Genomic DNA, 18,270 nt, shown 5'->3' with positions numbered 1-18,270 from the left:
CATGCGCACCGACCACGGCCCATCGGCACCGGTCACATCCTCGTCAGCACTGATCACGTCCTTATCCGCACCGACCGGAACACCCCGTGCCACGCCCGGACCACCGACCAGGAACAAGCTCGTGACAACGATCACTCCCGACGCCGGCAACGACGGCTCGCCGCCCACCCCGCCACGCCCCTCGCTTCGCTCCGGCGGGGGTGTGCCCGGTACGCTCACCGCCGTGCCACACGCCGATCAGTCCCCAACCACCCAGAAGGGCGTCCCTGTGACATATCCGGGGCCGCCGCGACCGGTTCGGACCTCCGCCACACCCCTCGCGGAACTCGCCGATCAGTTGGGTGCCGACCGCCCGGAAAGCGCCGCCGAGGTCACGGGCATCACCCATGACTCGCGGGCCGTACGGCCGGGCGACATCTACGCCGCGCTGCCCGGCGCCCGTATGCACGGCGCCGACTTCGTGACGCAGGCGGCCGGCCTCGGCGCCGTAGCCGTGCTGACCGACCCGACGGGAGCCGCCCGCGCCGAGGCCACCGGTCTGCCGGTCCTCGTCGTCGACGACCCGCGCGGGACCATGGGCGAGCTGGCCGCCTCGATCTACGGCCACCCGGGCCCCGACCTGCTCCAGATCGGCATCACCGGCACCTCCGGCAAGACCACCACGGCGTATCTCGTCGAAGGCGGTCTGAAGGGGGTCCGCAGCACCGGGCTCATCGGCACCGTCGAGATGCGCATCGGCGACGAGCGCATCAAGTCGGAGCGCACCACCCCCGAGGCCACCGACCTCCAGGCGCTGTTCGCGGTCATGCGCGAGCGCGGCGTCGAGGCGGTCGTCATGGAGGTCTCCAGCCACGCCCTGGTCCTCGGCCGGGTCGACGGCTGCATCTTCGACATCGCGGTCTTCACCAACCTCAGCCCGGAGCACATGGAGTTCCACTCCGGCATGGAGGACTACTTCCAGGCCAAGGCGCAGCTGTTCACGCCTGAGCGCAGCAGGCTCGGCGTGGTCAACCTCGACGACGAATACGGACGCAGGCTCGTCAAGGAGGCCGGCGTCCCCGTGGTGACCTTCTCCGCGGAGGGGCATCCCGACGCCGACTGGCACGCCGAGGACGTCCAGGTCGGCCCGATGGACTCCGTCTTCGTCGCCGTCGGTCCCAAGGGCGAGCGGATCACCGCCAAGTCGCCGCTCGCGGGCCCCTTCAACGTCGCCAACACGCTCGCCGCGATCGTCTCCCTGGCCGCCGCCGGGATCGACCCGCAGACCGCCGCGGACGGTATCGCCGCGGTACCGGGCGTGCCGGGCCGGCTGGAGCGCGTGGACGCCGGACAGCCGTACCTCGCGGTCGTCGACTACGCCCACAAGACGGACGCCGTGGAATCCGTCCTGCGGGCCCTGCGCAAGGTCACCGAGGGCAAGCTGCACATCGTCCTCGGCTGCGGCGGGGACCGGGACAGGAGCAAGCGGAAGCTGATGGGCGCCGCCGCGGCCCGGCTCTCCGACACCGCCGTGCTCACCTCGGACAACCCCCGCGGCGAGGACCCCCTCGCCATCCTCGCCACGATGCTCGCGGGCGCCGCCGAGGTGCCGGCGCACGAGCGCGCGGAGGTCCAGGTCTTCGAGGACCGGGCCGCCGCGATCGCCGCGACCGTCGCCCGCGCACAGCCGGGCGACACCGTGCTGATCGCGGGCAAGGGCCATGAACAGGGCCAGGACATCGCCGGGGTGATCCGTCCCTTCGACGACCGCCAGGTGCTCCGCGCAGCTATCCAGAAGACCCAGGGATGAACTTGTGATCGCCCTCTCTCTCGCCGAGATCGCCTCTGTCGTCGGCGGGCAGACACACGACATACCGGATCCGTCGGTCAAGGTCACCGGACAGGTCGTCAGAGACTCCCGGGAGGTGGGGCCGGGCAGTCTCTTCGTCGCTTTCGCGGGTGAGCGCGTGGACGGCCACGACTTCGCCGCGGACGTCGTCGAGGCGGGCGCCGTGGCCGTCCTGGCCTCCCGGCCCGTCGGGGTGCCCGCCATCGTCGTGGACGACGTCCAGAAGGCCCTCGGCGCCCTCGCGCGCCACGTCGTGGAACGGCTCGGTGCGACCCTCGTGGCCCTCACCGGCTCCGCGGGCAAGACCAGCACCAAGGACCTCATCGCCCAGGTGCTCCGCAGCAAGGCGCCGACGGTCTTCACGCCCGGCTCGCTCAACAACGAGATCGGGCTGCCGCTCACCGCGCTCAGCGCCACCGAGGAAACCCGGTTCCTCGTCCTGGAGATGGGCGCCCGCGGGATCGGCCACATCCGCTACCTCGCGAACCTGACGCCCCCGAAGATCGGCCTCGTCCTCAACGTCGGCACCGCCCACATCGGCGAGTTCGGCGGCCGTGAGCAGATCGCCCAGGCCAAGGGCGAGTTGGTGGAGGGTCTGCCCCCGGCCGAAGAAGGCGGCGCCGCCGTCCTGAACGCCGACGATCCCCTCGTACGGGCCATGGCCGCACGTACGAAGGCACGCGTGATCCTCTTCGGAGAGTCCGACGAAGCGGACGTACGGGCCGAGAACGTACGGCTCACCGAGAGCGGACAGCCCGCGTTCAGGCTCCACACACCCTCCGGGTGCAGCGAAGTGACCATGCGCCTGTACGGTGAGCACCACGTGTCGAACGCGCTCGCCGCCGCCGCCGTCGCCCATGAGCTGGGCATGTCCGCAGACGAGATCGCCACCGCGCTCTCCGAGGCGGGCTCCCTCTCCCGTTGGCGGATGGAGGTCACCGAGCGCCCGGACGGTGTGACGGTCGTCAACGACGCCTACAACGCGAACCCCGAGTCCATGCGAGCCGCCCTGCGCGCGCTCGCGGCCATGGGCAAGGGGCGGCGGACCTGGGCGGTGCTCGGTCAGATGGCCGAGCTCGGGGACGAGGCGCTCGCCGAGCACGACGCGGTCGGGCGGCTCGCCGTCCGGCTCAACGTCAGCAAGCTCGTCGCGGTCGGGGGCAGGGAAGCGTCCTGGCTGCAACTGGGCGCATATAACGAGGGTTCGTGGGGTGAGGAGTCGGTGCACGTGTCCGACGCACAGTCGGCGGTCGACCTGTTGCGCAGTCAGCTGCGCCCGGGAGACGTCGTACTCGTGAAGGCGTCCCGGTCGGTCGGCCTGGAACGGGTCGCGCAGGCGCTGGTCGAGGGCGCCGAGGGTGAGGTCGCCGTCCGATGATGAATCAGATCCTGTTCGCGGGAGTCATCGGCCTCTTCCTGACTCTCGTGGGCACTCCTCTGCTGATCAAGCTGCTGGCCCGCAAGGGCTACGGCCAGTACATCCGTGACGACGGCCCGCGCGAGCACCACGCCAAGCGCGGTACGCCGACCATGGGTGGTATCGCCTTCATCCTGGCCACGATCGTCGCGTACTTCCTCAGCAAGGTGATCAGCGGCGAGCCGCCGAGGCTCTCCGGTGTGCTGGTGCTAGGCCTGATGGCGGGCATGGGCGTGGTCGGTTTCCTCGACGACTACATCAAGATCGTCAAGCGGCGTTCGCTCGGTCTGCGGGCCAAGGCGAAGATGGCCGGCCAGCTGATCGTCGGCATCTCCTTCGCGGTGCTCTCGCTGCAGTTCGCGGACAACCGCAACAACACCCCGGCCTCCACCAAGCTCTCCTTCGTGCAGGACTTCGGCTGGTCCATCGGCCCGGTGCTGTTCGTGGTCTGGGCGCTGTTCATGATCCTCGCGATGTCGAACGGCGTGAACCTGACGGACGGTCTGGACGGCCTGGCCACCGGCGCCGCGACGATGGTGTTCGGCGCCTACACGTTCATCGGCGTCTGGCAGTTCCAGGAGTCCTGCGCCAACGCGCAGGCCCTCACCAACCCGGCCGCGTGCTACGAGGTACGAGACCCACTGGACCTCGCGGTCGTCGCCGCCGCCCTCATGGGCTCCTGCTTCGGTTTCCTGTGGTGGAACACCTCACCCGCCAAGATCTTCATGGGGGACACCGGTTCCCTGGCGCTCGGCGGCGCGCTGGCCGGTCTGGCGATCTGCTCGCGCACCGAGCTGCTGGTCGCCCTGCTCGGCGGCCTCTTCGTCCTCATCACCATGTCGGTCGTCATCCAGGTCGGCTCGTTCAAGCTGACCGGCAAGCGCGTCTTCAAAATGGCACCGCTGCAGCACCACTTCGAACTCAAGGGGTGGTCCGAAGTCCTTGTGGTGGTCCGCTTCTGGATCATCCAGGGCATGTGCGTCATCGTCGGACTCGGCCTCTTCTACGCGGGATGGGCAGCCAAGAAGTGACGACCGCTTCCGCCTGGCAGGGCATGAACATCACCGTCGCCGGTCTCGGCGTGAGCGGCATCAGTGCCGCCCGAGCCCTGGCCGGCCTCGGCGCGTCGGTCACGGTCGTCGACGGCGGCGACTCCCCGGCACACCGGGAGCGGGCCGCCCCCCTCGAACAGCAGGGGATCCCGGTACGCCTCGCGGACGCCGAGACGCTGCCCGAGGGCACCGACCTGGTGGTCACCTCGCCGGGCTGGAAGCCGGGCAGCCCCCTCTTCCTGGCCGCCGAGGAGGCGGGTGTGGACGTCGTGGGCGATGTCGAGATCGCCTGGCGCCTGCGCGGCCAGGACGGCAGGAAGGCCGCACCCTGGCTGGCCGTCACGGGCACCAACGGCAAGACCACCACGACGCGGATGCTCGCCTCGATGCTGGCCGCCGCGGGCCTTCGTACGGCCGCGGTGGGCAACATCGGCACGCCGATCATCGACGTCGTGCTGGGCGACGACGACGCGTACGCCGACCTCGACGTGCTCGCCGTGGAGCTGTCCAGCTACCAGCTGCACTGGGCGCCCTCCCTGCGCGCGCACTCCGCGGCGGTCCTGAACCTCGCCCCGGACCACCTCGACTGGCACGGCACCATGGAGGCGTACGCCGCCGACAAGGGCCGTGTCTACGAGGGCAATCAGGTCGCCTGTGTCTACAACGCGGCCGACAGGGCCACCGAGGACCTGGTGCGCGGGGCGGACGTCGAGGAGGGCTGCCGGGCCGTCGGCTTCACGCTCGGCACTCCGGGGCCGTCGCAACTCGGCGTCGTGGACGGCATCCTGGTCGACCGCGCCTTCGTCGAGGACCGGCACAAGCAGGCACAGGAACTCGCCGAGATCGCGGACGTCCAGCCGCCGGCCCCGCACAACATCGCCAACGCCCTCGCGGCGGCGGCCCTGGCCCGCGCCTTCGGAGTACCCCCCACGGCCGTACGGGACGGGCTGCGGGCCTTCCGGCCCGACGCCCACCGCATCGAGCACGTGGCCGATGTGGACGGCGTCGCCTACGTCGACGACTCCAAGGCCACCAACACCCACGCGGCCGAAGCCTCCTTGGCGGCGTACGAGTCGATCGTGTGGATCGCGGGCGGCCTCGCCAAGGGCGCGACCTTCGACGAACTCGTCACCAGGTCGGCGAAGCGACTGCGGGGCGTCGTACTGTTCGGCGCGGACCGTGCCCTCATCCGCGAAGCCCTCGCGCGACACGCGCCCGAAGTGCCGGTGGTCGACCTCGACCGGACCGACACTGGGGCGATGCCCGCGGCGGTTCAGGAGGCGACACGGCTCGCCCGTCCCGGCGACACGGTACTCATGGCGCCGGCCTGTGCCTCCATGGACATGTTCGCCAACTACAACCAGCGCGGTGACATGTTCGCGGAAGCGGTTCGCGAACTCGGCGCCGCGGGCGCCTGACGGCAGGCCCCGGGCCGGTCCGGGCGCCCGGGATCCTTGGGAGCGACGCGTGACGCCAACGTGGTCGGTGTATCGACGGCGGCCTTGTGCCGGTGGCGCGGCGCTGTGCCGCCCCGCCCCCAGCCAGGTACCCGTAAGGCCGGCATCCCTGAGGCCGGTATGCGTAACGCCCGGGGGACCCCCGGCGGGGCGGCCTCCCACGACGAGGGGTGCCGGTCGTGCCCAGTAGCCGTACAAGGCGCCCTCCCGTCCAGCGCGCCCCCCGGCGGCCCCCCGGGCCCCGCCCCCCGCGCGACAACCCCGTAGGCCGTCTCTACGGCCGCGCACGCCGTGCCTGGGACCGGCCCCTGACCGCGTACTACCTGATCCTCGGCGGCAGCCTGCTGATCACCGTGCTCGGTCTGGTGATGGTGTACTCGGCGTCGCAGATCACCGCGCTCCAGCTGTCGCTGCCGGGAAGCTACTTCTTCCGCAAGCAGTTCCTCGCGGCCGTACTCGGCGGCCTGTTGCTGCTGGCCGCCTCACGGATGCCGTCCAAGCTGCACCGGGCGCTGGCGTATCCGATTCTCCTGGGCTCGGTCTTCCTGATGATCCTCGTCCAGGTGCCGGGGATAGGAGTCGCGGTCAACGGCAACCAGAACTGGATCTCGGTCGGCGGCCCCTTCCAGCTCCAGCCCAGCGAGTTCGGCAAGCTCGCCCTCGTGCTGTGGGGGGCCGACCTGCTCGCCCGCAAACAGGAGAAGCGGCTGCTGACCCAGTGGAAGCACATGCTGGTGCCGCTCGTGCCGGTGGCCTTCATGCTGCTCGGGCTGATCATGCTCGGCGGCGACATGGGCACGGCGATCATCCTCACCGCGATTCTGTTCGGCCTGCTGTGGCTCGCGGGGGCGCCGACCCGGCTCTTCGGCGGCGTGCTCGCCATCGCGGTGACCCTCGGTGCGATCCTCATCAGGACCAGCCCCAACCGCATGGCCCGCCTCGCCTGCCTCGGCGCCACCGAACCCGGCCCCGGCGACTCCTGCTGGCAGGCCGTGCACGGCATCTACGCCCTCGCCTCCGGCGGGCTCTTCGGGTCCGGCCTCGGCGCGAGCGTGGAGAAATGGGGGCAACTGCCCGAAGCGCACACCGACTTCATTTTTGCCATCACGGGTGAGGAACTGGGCTTGGCGGGCACTCTGTCGGTGCTCGCGCTCTTCGCGGCTCTAGGCTATGCGGGTATCCGCGTGGCCGGACGCACGGAGGACCCCTTCGTGAGGTACGCCGCGGGTGGCGTGACCACCTGGATCACGGCCCAGGCCGTGATCAACATCGGTGCGGTGCTCGGCTTGCTGCCGATCGCCGGTGTCCCGCTCCCGCTGTTCTCCTACGGGGGTTCCGCCCTGCTGCCGACCATGTTCGCCATCGGGCTCCTGATCGCCTTCGCGCGTGAGGATCCCGCTGCGCGGGCGGCGCTCGCGATGCGGCAGCCCCGCTTTGGCAGAAAGCGGGCTGCGGTGAGAGGCTCCGCTGGTCGGGAGCCTCGGAAGTGGAACACAATGCGACGGCGTGCCTCGGCGCGTTCGTCCGGAGAGCGGTGAAATTCGGTGCATGTCGTACTCGCCGGTGGGGGGACCGCCGGTCATATCGAGCCCGCGCTCGCCCTCGCGGACGCCCTGCGCAGGCAGGACCCGGCCGTGGGAATCACGGCTCTGGGCACGGAGCGCGGACTCGAGACCCGACTCGTGCCAGAACGGGGTTATGACCTCGCGCTGATCCCCGCGGTACCGCTGCCGCGCAAGCCCACACCCGAGCTGATCACCGTCCCCGGACGGCTGCGCGGCACGATCAAGGCGGCCGAGCAGATCCTGGAGCGCACCAAGGCGGACGCGGTCGTCGGCTTCGGCGGCTATGTCGCCCTGCCCGGCTACCTCGCGGCCAAGCGCCTCGGCGTCCCGATCATCATCCACGAGGCCAACGCCCGGCCTGGACTCGCCAACAAGATCGGTTCGCGGTACGCGGCGCAGGTCGCCGTCTCCACCCCGGACAGCAAGCTGCGCGGTGCCCGCTACATCGGCATCCCGTTGCGCCGCTCCATCGCCACGCTCGACAGGGCCGCCGTCCGCCCCGAGGCCCGTGCCGCCTTCGGGCTCGACCCCTCTCTGCCGACGCTGCTGGTCTCCGGCGGCTCGCAGGGTGCCCGCCGCCTCAACGAGGTGATCCAGCAGACCGCCCCGTACCTTCAGCGGGCCGGTATCCAGATCCTGCACGCGGTCGGCCCGAAGAACGAACTGCCGCAGGTTCACCAGATGCCGGGGATGCCCCCGTACATCCCGGTACCGTACGTGGACCGGATGGACCTCGCGTACGCCGCGGCCGACATGATGCTCTGCCGTGCGGGCGCGATGACCGTCGCCGAACTCTCCGCCGTCGGGCTCCCCGCCGTCTACGTCCCGCTGCCCATCGGCAACGGCGAACAGCGGCTGAACGCCCAGCCGGTGGTCAAGGCCGGCGGCGGACTGCTGGTCGACGACGCGGAACTGACGCCGCAGTGGATCCAGGGCAATGTCCTGCCCGTGCTCGCCGATCCGCACCGGCTGTTCGAGATGTCCCGGGCCGCCTCCGAGTTCGGCCGCCGGGACGCCGACGATCTGCTCGTCGGGATGGTGTACGAGGCGATCGCGTCACGCCGCTAGCGCGTGGCAGAAGGCAGGGGAGCGTGGCCGGACCGACCACCGCCGAACGCGGCGAACGGCAAGACCGGCAGGGCGCTGCTTCCGGCCCGCCCCGGCCGCCCCTCCTCAGGCGGCTGCCGGGGCCCCGTACGCTCATCATTCTGATGGTCTGTCTGGCCCTGCTCTGCGCCGGCGTCAGCTGGGTGCTCTACGGCTCCCGGTGGACGCGGGTGGAGAGCGTATCGGCCTCCGGCACCCGGGTTCTGACGCCCGCACAGGTCGTCGAGGCGGCCGATGTCCCGGTCGGGTCGCCGCTGATTTCCGTCGACACCGATGTGATTGAGGCAGGACTGCTCCGGAAATTGCCCCGAATCGACTTGGTCGACGTCGACCGTTCCTGGCCCCATGGAATCCGGCTGAAAGTCACCGAGCGTATCCCGGTCCTCGTCACCGAAAATACCGGAAAGGGGGGCAAGTATGTTGAAGTGGACGCCAAGGGTGTGCGATATGCCACGGTTTCACGCGCCCCGCAGGGCGTGCCGACGCTGGAATTGAACGTGTCCCGGTCTGCGGGTCTGCGCCGTTTCGGCGCCGATCGGCTGGTGCGCGAGGCGGTGCGGGTGGCTCGTTCCCTACCGGCCGCGGTGACGCGTGCCACCCAGGTCGTCAAGGTCCGTTCGTACGACTCCATCTCGTTGGAGTTGAGCGGCGACCGCGAGGTGGACTGGGGAAGTGGCGAGCAGGGCGGCTCCAAGGCGCATACGCTCACTGCTCTCATGAAAGCCGCTCCCGAGGCGCGGCACTTCGACGTCAGTGTTCCCACCGCCCCGGCGTCATCGGGGAGTTGACGCACATCGACGCAGGCCAGGACCCTGGTTGGGCAGCGCTATGGCTGATCACATAGGGTGAAAAGAAAAATGGGAGGTTCGGCGTGTTCGTTGAACGTGCGCCACTTGTCGACTTAGTGTCCTGTTCGGAAGAGTCCAAGGAACAGACACACTGGTAACCCTAAACTTCAGCGTTAGGGTTCGGGTCGGCGTTCGGACCGTCCCATTCGGCATCAGTCGTCGGATCGCGACCGTGCGAGGCGACGACACGTAACTCGAGGCGAGAGGCCTTCGACGTGGCAGCACCGCAGAACTACCTCGCAGTCATCAAAGTCATCGGTGTCGGCGGCGGTGGTGTCAATGCCATCAACCGGATGATCGAGGTCGGTCTCAAGGGTGTCGAGTTCATCGCCATCAACACGGACGCCCAGGCGCTGTTGATGAGCGACGCCGACGTCAAACTCGACGTCGGCCGCGAACTCACCCGCGGACTCGGCGCCGGAGCCAACCCGGCCGTCGGCCGCAAGGCGGCAGAGGACCACCGCGAGGAGATCGAGGAGGTCCTCAAGGGGGCCGACATGGTCTTCGTGACCGCCGGTGAGGGCGGTGGCACCGGCACCGGCGGCGCGCCGGTGGTGGCCAACATCGCCCGCTCGCTCGGCGCACTCACCATCGGCGTGGTCACCCGCCCGTTCACCTTCGAGGGCCGGCGCCGCGCCAACCAGGCCGAGGACGGCATCGCGGAACTCCGCGAAGAGGTCGACACCCTCATCGTCATCCCGAACGACCGGCTGCTGTCCATCTCGGACCGCCAGGTCTCCGTCCTCGACGCGTTCAAGTCGGCGGACCAGGTCCTGCTCTCCGGTGTTCAGGGCATCACCGATCTCATCACCACACCCGGTCTGATCAACCTCGACTTCGCCGACGTCAAGTCCGTGATGTCCGAGGCCGGTTCGGCCCTCATGGGGATCGGCTCGGCCCGCGGCGACGACCGCGCGGTGGCGGCTGCCGAGATGGCGATCTCCTCGCCACTCCTGGAGGCCTCCATCGATGGTGCCCGGGGCGTACTGCTCTCGATCTCCGGCGGTTCGGACCTCGGCCTGTTCGAGATCAACGAGGCCGCCCAGCTGGTGAGCGAGGCCGCGCACCCCGAGGCCAACATCATCTTCGGCGCGGTCATCGACGACGCGCTCGGCGACGAGGTACGGGTCACCGTCATCGCGGCCGGCTTCGACGGCGGCCAGCCTCCGTCCAAGCGGGACAACGTGCTCGGCTCGTCCTCCGCCAAGCGCGACGAACCCACCCCGGCGCGGGCCGCCGAAAGCCGCCCGTCCTTCGGCTCGCTCGGCAGCGTCACGCCGAAGGAGTCGCCGGAGCCCGCCCCGGAGCCGGTGAGCAGCGAACTGCCGTCCGCCACCCCGCCGGTTCCGCCGTCACGGAGCTACTCCGACAGCGCGGCGGAGGAACTGGACGTGCCGGACTTCCTCAAGTGATAGGACAGCGCTCGGCAGCGGGCACTGTGAGCGGCGCGCACTTCGCCTTCACCGACCGGTGGGGCGGGGTGAGCGCCGTTCCGTACGAGGAGCTCAATCTCGGCGGAGCGGTCGGCGACGACCCCGGGGCCGTACGGACCAATCGCGAACTGGCGGCCAAGTCGCTCGGGCTCGACCCGGCGCGGGTCGTCTGGATGAACCAGGTCCACGGGCCCGACGTGGCCGTGGTCGACGAGCCGTGGGGCGACCGCCCGGCGGCTGAGGTCGACGCGGTCGTCACGGCCCGCCGGGGCCTCGCCCTCGCGGTGCTCACCGCGGACTGCTCACCCGTACTGCTCGCGGACCCCGTCGCCGGGGTCGTGGCCGCCGTCCACGCGGGACGGCCGGGCATGGTCGCCGGGGTCGTGCCCGCCGCCGTCGGGGCCATGGTGGAGCTCGGCGCCGAACCGGCCCGGATCGTCGCCCGCACCGGCCCCGCGGTCTGCGGCCGGTGCTACGAAGTGCCGGACGCGATGCGGGCCGAGGTCGCGGCCGTCGAGCCCGGCACGTACGCCGAGACGGCCTGGGGCACGCCCGCGGTCGATGTGACCGCCGGCGTGCACGCGCAACTGGAGAGGCTCGGGGTGCGTGACCGGGAGCAGTCGCCGGTCTGCACCATCGAGTCGGACGACCATTTCTCGTACCGGCGTGACGGCATTACGGGCCGGCTCGCGGGCTATGTGTGGCTGGACTGATCGGGCATGACGGACCGTAGGGCCGAACTCGCCGGGAACCTGGCGAAAGTGGAGGAGCGCATCGCCGCCGCGTGTGCGGCGGCCGGGCGCAAGCGCGAAGAGGTGACCCTGATCGTGGTCACCAAGACCTACCCCGCCGAGGATGTGCGGCTCCTGTCGGAACTCGGTGTGCGGCACGTCGCCGAGAATCGTGACCAGGATGCGGCGCCCAAGGCGGCGGCGTGCTCCGATCTGCCCCTCTCGTGGCATTTCGTCGGCCAGGTGCAGACCAACAAGGTACGTTCCGTGGTCAGTTACGCGGATGTCGTGCAGTCTGTCGACCGGGCCCGGCTCGTCACCGCCCTGTCGAAGGAAGCGGTGCGGACCGGACGCGAGGTGGGTTGCCTCCTCCAGATTGCGCTCGACGCGGAGCAGTCCGCGGCTGGAAAGGGTGGACTGGGGGAGCGTGGTGGTGTAGGGGTCGATGGTGTCGAGGAGTTGAGCCAACTCGTCGCGCGGGCTCCGGGGTTGAGGCTCGACGGGCTGATGACCGTCGCTCCCCTCACCGGTCCGTACGCGGGGCGTGAACCGGCGGCGTTCGAGCGCCTGATGGATTTGTCGACTGACCTGCGCCGCAGTCATCCGACTGCGAACATGGTCTCGGCAGGGATGAGTGCGGACCTCGAGCAAGCAGTGGCGGCCGGTGCGACACATGTACGCGTCGGCACTGCGGTACTCGGTGTCCGCCCCAGGCTCGGGTAACGTCGCCAAGAAGTCGGACCACAGCAGAAAATATGGTCATTACCGCCCCAGGCGGGCATACGACCTCGTGGATCGCGGGCGCTTGGCAACAGTCAGCCGATCCACCACAGAGCGGAGGACTCAGAGCATGGCCGGCGCGATGCGCAAGATGGCGGTCTACCTCGGCCTCGTGGAGGACGATGGGTACGACGGCAGGGGCTTCGACCCCGACGACGACTTCGAGCCCGAGCTGGATCCGGAACCCGAGCGGGACCGCCGACGGCATGAGCCGTCGCATCAGTCGCACCAGCCACATCAGTCCCAACGGGACGAATCGGTACGAGTGGTGCAGGCGCCGGTGCAGCGCGAGCCTGTGTCCCATTCCGCCCCGTCGGCCGCGGAATCCGGGCGTCCTGCCCGAATTGCCCCCGTGGCGTCCATCACACAAGAACGTCAGAGCCTGGAGAAGAACGCACCGGTGATCATGCCCAAGGTCGTGTCGGAACGAGAGCCGTACAGGATCACCACACTGCACCCCCGGACCTACAACGAGGCCCGTACCATCGGGGAACACTTCCGTGAGGGCACTCCAGTGATCATGAATCTGACCGAGATGGATGACACGGACGCGAAGCGACTTGTCGACTTTGCTGCCGGTTTGGTCTTCGGCCTTCACGGGAGCATCGAGCGGGTGACGCAGAAGGTGTTCCTGTTGTCGCCTGCTAACGTCGATGTCACGGCGGAGGACAAGGCTCGCATCGCAGAGGGCGGGTTCTTCAACCAGAGCTGAGACGCAGGACCGGACAAGCATGAAAAGCAGGGGAGAGGGACGCACGGATCATGAGCGTGGTTGGGCAGGTTCTCTACGTCGCGCTGATGTGTTTCCTCATCGTGCTGATCTTCCGGTTGGTCATGGACTACGTCTTCCAGTTCGCCCGCTCATGGCAACCCGGCAAGGCAATGGTGGTCGTTCTTGAGGCCACCTACACTGTCACTGATCCACCGCTCAAGCTTCTGCGGCGGTTCATTCCGCCGCTACGTCTCGGGGGCGTGGCGCTCGACCTGTCCTTCTTCGTACTGATGATCATCGTTTACATCCTGATCAACCTCGTGAGCCAGATGTGAACGATACGGTCTTGCCGAACGCCGACGATGCCGACGACTACGTTGAGGTGAAGAGATGCCGTTGACCCCCGAGGACGTGCGGAACAAGCAGTTCACGACCGTCCGCCTCCGAGAAGGCTATGACGAGGACGAGGTCGATGCCTTCCTCGATGAGGTCGAAGCCGAACTGACCCGCCTGCTCCGCGAGAACGAGGACCTGCGCGCCAAGCTGGCAGCCGCCACACGCGCCGCCGCGCAGAACCAGCAACAGGGCATGCGCAAGCCGCCCGAACAGCAGGATCCGCAGCAACAGCAGGGCCCGCCACAGGGCATGCGTGGCGGTCCGGGCGCTCCTGTGCCCGCCGGCATATCGGGCCCGCCGCAGCAGCAGATGGGTGGCCCCATGGGTGGCCCGCCCCAGCTGCCGAGCGGCGCCCCGCAGCTGCCCGCGGGCCCCAGTGCCCAGGGCGGCCAGCAGGGTCAGGGCCCGATGGGTCAGGGCCCCATGGGCCAGGGTCCGATGGGTCAGGGTCCCGGCCCCATGCAGGGACAGATGGGTCAGGGTCCCGGCCCCATGCAGGGACAGATGCAGCAACAGCAGCAGATGTCCCAGCAGATGGGTGGCCCGATGGGCGGTCCCATGGGCGGCCCGATGGGCGGGCACGGCCCGCAGATGGGGCAGCCCGGCCAGGGCCCCGGTGGCGACAGCGCCGCCCGGGTGCTCTCGCTGGCTCAGCAGACCGCCGACCAGGCGATCGCCGAGGCCCGCTCCGAGGCCAACAAGATCGTCGGTGAGGCCCGTAGCCGAGCCGAGGGTCTGGAGCGCGACGCCCGTGCCAAGGCCGACGCCCTGGAGCGGGACGCGCAGGAGAAGCACCGCGTCGCGATGGGCTCCCTGGAGTCCGCCCGCGCCACGCTGGAGCGCAAGGTCGAGGATCTGCGAGGCTTCGAGCGCGAGTACCGCACGCGTCTGAAGTCCTACCTGGAGTCGCAGCTGCGTCAGCTGGAGACCCAGGCCGACGACTCGCTGGCTCCGCCGCGTACGCCGGCGACCGCGTCGCTTCCGTCGTCGCCGAGCCCGTCCATGGCTCCGGCCGGGGCGAGCGCGCCGTCCTACGGTGGCAACCAGATGGGTGGCCCCGGTCCCGCGGGTCCGTCCTACGGCGGCCAGCAGCAGATGTCGCCGGCCATGACCCAGCCGATGGCGCCGGTCCGGCCGCAGGGCCCCTCGCCCATGCAGCAGGCGCCCTCGCCGATGCGTGGCTTCCTGATCGACGAGGACGACAACTGACGGCCGCCGGTACGCCGTAGGCGTCGGCAGCGTTCAGGGCGGAGCCCCCGGATATCCGGGGGCTCCGCCCTTTTTGGTCGCTGTACGTGTTCATGGTTGCTGTACGTGTTCGGGCAGGGGTGCACCTGTACGCGGGCACGCAACGCCGAAGGCCCGGGACCACCGAGAATTTCGGCGGGCCCGGGCCTTCGGCCGTGCTGCTACGCCTTGCGCAGCCGGAACGTCAGAGACAGGGGCTCGTCCGTGAACGGGGCGCCGTAGGTGTCGTCCGCCTCACCCTGCGAGAAGTCCGTGGCGAGGACCTCGTCGGAGATCAGGCCGGAGTGCTCGGTGAGAGCCGCGATGACCTTCGGGTCCGGGGACGTCCAGCGCAGGGCGATCCGGTCGGCCACGTCCAGGCCGCTGTTCTTGCGGGCCTCCTGGATCAGACGGATGGCGTCGCGGGCCAGACCGGCCTGGCGCAGCTCCTCGGTGAGCTCCAGGTCGAGGGCGACCGTCGCACCGGAGTCCGACGCGACGGACCAGCCCTCGCGCGGGGTCTCTGTGATGATCACCTCGTCCGGGGCGAGCGTGACGGTCTCGCCGTCGACCTCCACCGACGCCGTGCCCTCGCGCAGCGCCAGGGACAGCGCGGCCGCGTCGGCCTCGGCGACGGCCTTCGCCACCGCCTGGACGCCCTTGCCGAAGCGCTTGCCCAGGGCGCGGAAGTTGGCCTTGGCCGTGGTGTCCACCAGTGAACCGCCCACTTCGGAGAGGGACGCGAGCGAGCTCACGTTCAGCTCCTCCGTGATCTGCGCGTGCAGTTCACGGTCGAGCGAGCCGAATCCGGTCGCGGCGACCAGCGCGCGGGACAGCGGCTGGCGGGTCTTCACCCCCGACTCCGCGCGCGTGGCCCGGCCCAGCTCCACGAGACGGCGTACCAGCACCATCTGCTTCGACAGCTCCGGGTCGATGACGGACAGGTCCGCCTCCGGCCAGGTCGACAGGTGCACGGACTCCGGGGCACCGGGGGACACCGGCACCACGAGGTCCTGCCAGACCCGCTCGGTGATGAACGGGGTCAGCGGGGCCATCAGCCGCGTCACCGTCTCGACGACCTCGTGCAGGGTGCGCAGGGCTGCCTTGTCGCCCTGCCAGAAGCGGCGACGCGAGCGGCGTACGTACCAGTTCGACAGGTCGTCGACGAAGGCCGAGAGCAGCTTGCCGGCGCGCTGGGTGTCGTACGACTCCAGAGCCTGCGTCCCCTGGTCGGTGAGCGCGTGCAGTTCGGACAGGAGCCAGCGGTCGAGGACCGGGCGGTCCGCCGGGGCCGGATCGGCCTCGCTGGGGGCCCAGCCCGCCGTGCGCGCGTACAGGGCCTGGAAGGCGACCGTGTTCCAGTACGTGAGGAGCGTCTTGCGGACGACCTCCTGGATGGTGCCGTGGCCGACCCGGCGGGCCGCCCAGGGGGAGCCGCCGGCCGCCATGAACCAGCGGACCGCGTCGGCGCCGTGCTGGTCCATCAGCGGGATCGGCTCCAGGGTGTTGCCCAGGTGCTTGGACATCTTGCGGCCGTCCTCGGCGAGGATGTGGCCGAGGCACACCACGTTCTCGTAACTGGACTTGTCGAAGACCAGCGTGCCGACCGCCATCAGCGTGTAGAACCAGCCGCGGGTCTGGTCGATGGCCTCGCAGATGAACTGCGCCGGGTAGCGGGCCTCGAACAGCTCCTTGTTCTTGTGCGGGTAGCCCCACTGCGCGAACGGCATCGAACCCGAGTCGTACCAGGCGTCGATGACCTCCGGCACGCGCGTGGCCGTCTTCTCGCACTGAGGGCAGGCGAAGGTGACGGCGTCGATGAACGGGCGGTGCGGGTCGAGCTCCGACTGGTCGCTGCCGGTCAGCGAGGTGAGCTCCGCGCGGGAGCCGACGACGGTGAGGTGATCGTCCTCGCAGCGCCAGATCGGCAGCGGCGTACCCCAGTAGCGATTGCGGGACAGGGCCCAGTCGACGTTGTTGTCCAGCCAGTCTCCGTAGCGGCCGCTCTTGACCGAGTCCGGGAACCAGTTGGTGTTCTCGTTCTCCTGGAGGAGGCGGTCCTTGATGGCCGTGGTGCGGATGTACCAGGACGGCTGCGCGTAATACAGGAGCGCGGTGTGGCAGCGCCAGCAGTGCGGGTAGCTGTGCTCGTACGGGATGTGCTTGAAGAGCAGGCCGCGGTTCTGGAGGTCTTCCGTCAGCTGTTCGTCGGCCTTCTTGAAGAAGACACCGCCCACGAGGGGGAGGTCCTCCTCGAAGGTGCCGTCCGGGCGCACCGGGTTCACGACCGGCAGCCCGTACTCGCGGCAGACCTTGAGGTCGTCCTCACCGAAGGCGGGGGACTGGTGGACCAGACCCGTACCGTCCTCGGTCGTCACGTACTCCGCGTTCACCACGTAGTGGGCGGGCTCGTCCTTCGGGAACTCGACGAGCTCGAACGGACGTTGGTACGTCCAGCGCTCCATCTCGGCGCCCGTGAAAGCCTGCCCGGTGGTCTCCCAGCCCTCGCCGAGGGCCTTCTCGACGAGCGGCTCGGCGACGACCAGCTTCTCCCGGCCGTCCGTCGCGACCACGTACGTCACGTCCGGGTGCGCGGCGACGGCCGTGTTCGACACCAGGGTCCACGGGGTCGTCGTCCACACCAGGAGCGCGGCCTCGCCCGCGAGCGGACCGGAGGTGAGCGGGAAACGGACGAACACCGAGGGGTCGACGACCGTCTCGTAGCCCTGCGCCAGCTCGTGGTCGGACAGGCCCGTGCCGCAGCGCGGGCACCAGGGGGCGACGCGGTGGTCCTGGGTCAGCAGACCCTTGTCGAAGATCTCCTTGAGCGACCACCAGACGGACTCGATGTACTCCGGGTCCATGGTCCGGTAGGGGTCGTTCAGGTCGGCCCAGTAACCCATGCGGGTCGTGAGCTCCTCGAACGCGTCGGTGTGACGGGTCACGGACTCACGGCACCTGGCGTTGAACTCGGCGATGCCGTACGCCTCGATGTCCTTCTTGCCGCTGAAGCCCAGCTCCTTCTCGACGGCCAGCTCCACCGGGAGGCCGTGGCAGTCCCAGCCGGCCTTGCGGCCCACGTGGTAACCGCGCATGGTGCGAAAGCGCGGGAAGACGTCCTTGAAGACGCGTGCCTCGATGTGGTGGGCGCCCGGCATGCCGTTGGCCGTGGGCGGGCCTTCGTAGAACACCCACTCCGGGCGGCCCTCGGACTGCTCCAGGGTCTTGGCGAAGATCTTCTGCTCGCTCCAGAAGTCGAGCACGGCGTGCTCGAGGGCGGGCAGGTCGACCTGGGCCGGCACCTGGCGGTACTGCGGCTGTGTACTCGGCTGCGTATCCAACGAACTTCCTCCGGCGGACTTCTGCCTTCCGTCCGGAGGGACGAGAGCTGTGCTGTCACCTACGCCGTGTGCGGCGTGCTCCCGCGGTACCACCCTCCTTGGCCCTCCGCCGCTTTCCGCGCGCCGGTGAGCCCCCTCATTGGGGTCGCGATACCGGGTCTACCGGCCGCTGCTGCCTCGCTGCGGCTTTCTTCCGGCGGCTCCGGGGTGATCTTCACGTCGCGCTCGCCCCCGGGCTCCCACCGTCCCCGGGTCGCTCTTGGCCGCGTACGCCGCTACTCGTCCCCATCCACGCTTCTCGCTGCGGCCAGTGTACGGCGCCGGGCCGACAGCGGCCGACCGGTTTTGCGGGGTCCGGGGGAGCGGGGCGGCGACG

General features: G+C 69.7%; 14 protein-coding genes. 13 read left to right on the top strand and 1 reads right to left on the bottom strand.

Annotation, left to right across the window (positions count from 1 at the left end; all coding sequences use genetic code 11):
* Nucleotides 1-121: 121 nt before the first annotated feature.
* The 13 genes from AB0D14_RS02980 (at nt 122) to AB0D14_RS02920 (ending at nt 14,535) form a co-directional block, all read left to right on the top strand.
* Entirely contained in the window at nt 122-1,789 is a 1,668-nt protein-coding gene (locus AB0D14_RS02980; RefSeq protein WP_362773767.1) for a UDP-N-acetylmuramoyl-L-alanyl-D-glutamate--2,6-diaminopimelate ligase, read from the top strand.
* Between the two features lie 4 nt (nt 1,790-1,793).
* Nucleotides 1,794-3,206, top strand: coding sequence for a UDP-N-acetylmuramoyl-tripeptide--D-alanyl-D-alanine ligase (gene murF / locus AB0D14_RS02975; RefSeq protein WP_362773764.1), 1,413 nt, complete (start codon nt 1,794-1,796; stop codon nt 3,204-3,206).
* On the top strand, nt 3,203-4,276 hold the full coding sequence (gene mraY, locus AB0D14_RS02970; RefSeq protein WP_362773761.1) for a phospho-N-acetylmuramoyl-pentapeptide-transferase: 1,074 nt from the start codon (nt 3,203-3,205) through the stop codon (nt 4,274-4,276). Before murF ends, mraY begins: the two co-directional genes overlap by 4 nt.
* Nucleotides 4,258-5,715, top strand: coding sequence for a UDP-N-acetylmuramoyl-L-alanine--D-glutamate ligase (gene murD, locus AB0D14_RS02965; protein ID WP_362773758.1), 1,458 nt, complete (start codon nt 4,258-4,260; stop codon nt 5,713-5,715). The genes mraY and murD overlap by 19 nt, the downstream gene beginning before the upstream one ends.
* 218 nt (nt 5,716-5,933) lie before the next feature.
* Nucleotides 5,934-7,292 (top strand): putative lipid II flippase FtsW, encoded by a 1,359-nt coding sequence (gene ftsW / locus AB0D14_RS02960; protein ID WP_362773755.1) that lies wholly within the window; start codon nt 5,934-5,936, stop codon nt 7,290-7,292.
* A gap of 6 nt (nt 7,293-7,298) precedes the next feature.
* Nucleotides 7,299-8,387, top strand: coding sequence for an undecaprenyldiphospho-muramoylpentapeptide beta-N-acetylglucosaminyltransferase (murG, locus tag AB0D14_RS02955; RefSeq protein ID WP_362773752.1), 1,089 nt, complete (start codon nt 7,299-7,301; stop codon nt 8,385-8,387).
* Nucleotides 8,388-8,410: 23 nt separating this feature from the next.
* Nucleotides 8,411-9,214 carry an FtsQ-type POTRA domain-containing protein gene (locus AB0D14_RS02950; RefSeq protein ID WP_362773750.1) on the top strand — a complete coding sequence of 268 codons (804 nt, stop codon included), beginning with the start codon at nt 8,411-8,413 and terminating at the stop codon, nt 9,212-9,214.
* 275 nt (nt 9,215-9,489) lie between these two features.
* On the top strand, nt 9,490-10,686 hold the full coding sequence (gene ftsZ / locus AB0D14_RS02945; RefSeq protein ID WP_362773747.1) for a cell division protein FtsZ: 1,197 nt from the start codon (nt 9,490-9,492) through the stop codon (nt 10,684-10,686).
* Complete coding sequence (gene pgeF, locus AB0D14_RS02940) at nt 10,683-11,420, top strand: peptidoglycan editing factor PgeF (protein ID WP_362773744.1); 738 nt, start codon at nt 10,683-10,685, stop codon at nt 11,418-11,420. The genes ftsZ and pgeF overlap by 4 nt, the downstream gene beginning before the upstream one ends.
* A gap of 6 nt (nt 11,421-11,426) precedes the next feature.
* Nucleotides 11,427-12,161 carry a YggS family pyridoxal phosphate-dependent enzyme gene (locus AB0D14_RS02935; RefSeq protein ID WP_362773741.1) on the top strand — a complete coding sequence of 245 codons (735 nt, stop codon included), beginning with the start codon at nt 11,427-11,429 and terminating at the stop codon, nt 12,159-12,161.
* A 127-nt stretch (nt 12,162-12,288) separates the two neighbouring features.
* Entirely contained in the window at nt 12,289-12,930 is a 642-nt protein-coding gene (sepF, locus tag AB0D14_RS02930; RefSeq protein WP_362773738.1) for a cell division protein SepF, read from the top strand.
* 50 nt (nt 12,931-12,980) lie between these two features.
* Complete coding sequence (locus tag AB0D14_RS02925; protein WP_362773735.1) at nt 12,981-13,265, top strand: YggT family protein; 285 nt, start codon at nt 12,981-12,983, stop codon at nt 13,263-13,265.
* Nucleotides 13,266-13,320: 55 nt separating this feature from the next.
* Entirely contained in the window at nt 13,321-14,535 is a 1,215-nt protein-coding gene (locus AB0D14_RS02920; RefSeq protein ID WP_362773732.1) for a DivIVA domain-containing protein, read from the top strand.
* Between the two features lie 200 nt (nt 14,536-14,735).
* On the opposite strand, the gene ileS is transcribed toward AB0D14_RS02920, so the two are convergent.
* A complete protein-coding gene (gene ileS, locus AB0D14_RS02915) occupies nt 14,736-17,894 on the bottom strand; it encodes an isoleucine--tRNA ligase (RefSeq protein WP_362773729.1) in 3,159 nt (1,052 codons plus the stop codon).
* Nucleotides 17,895-18,270 lie beyond the last annotated feature (376 nt).

Origin of the sequence: Streptomyces sp. NPDC048484, assembly GCF_040651415.1 — a bacterium.
Taxonomy (GTDB): domain Bacteria; phylum Actinomycetota; class Actinomycetes; order Streptomycetales; family Streptomycetaceae; genus Streptomyces.
Note: the sequence above shows the minus strand (reverse complement) of the source record. Positions and strands in the feature narration are given on the sequence as shown.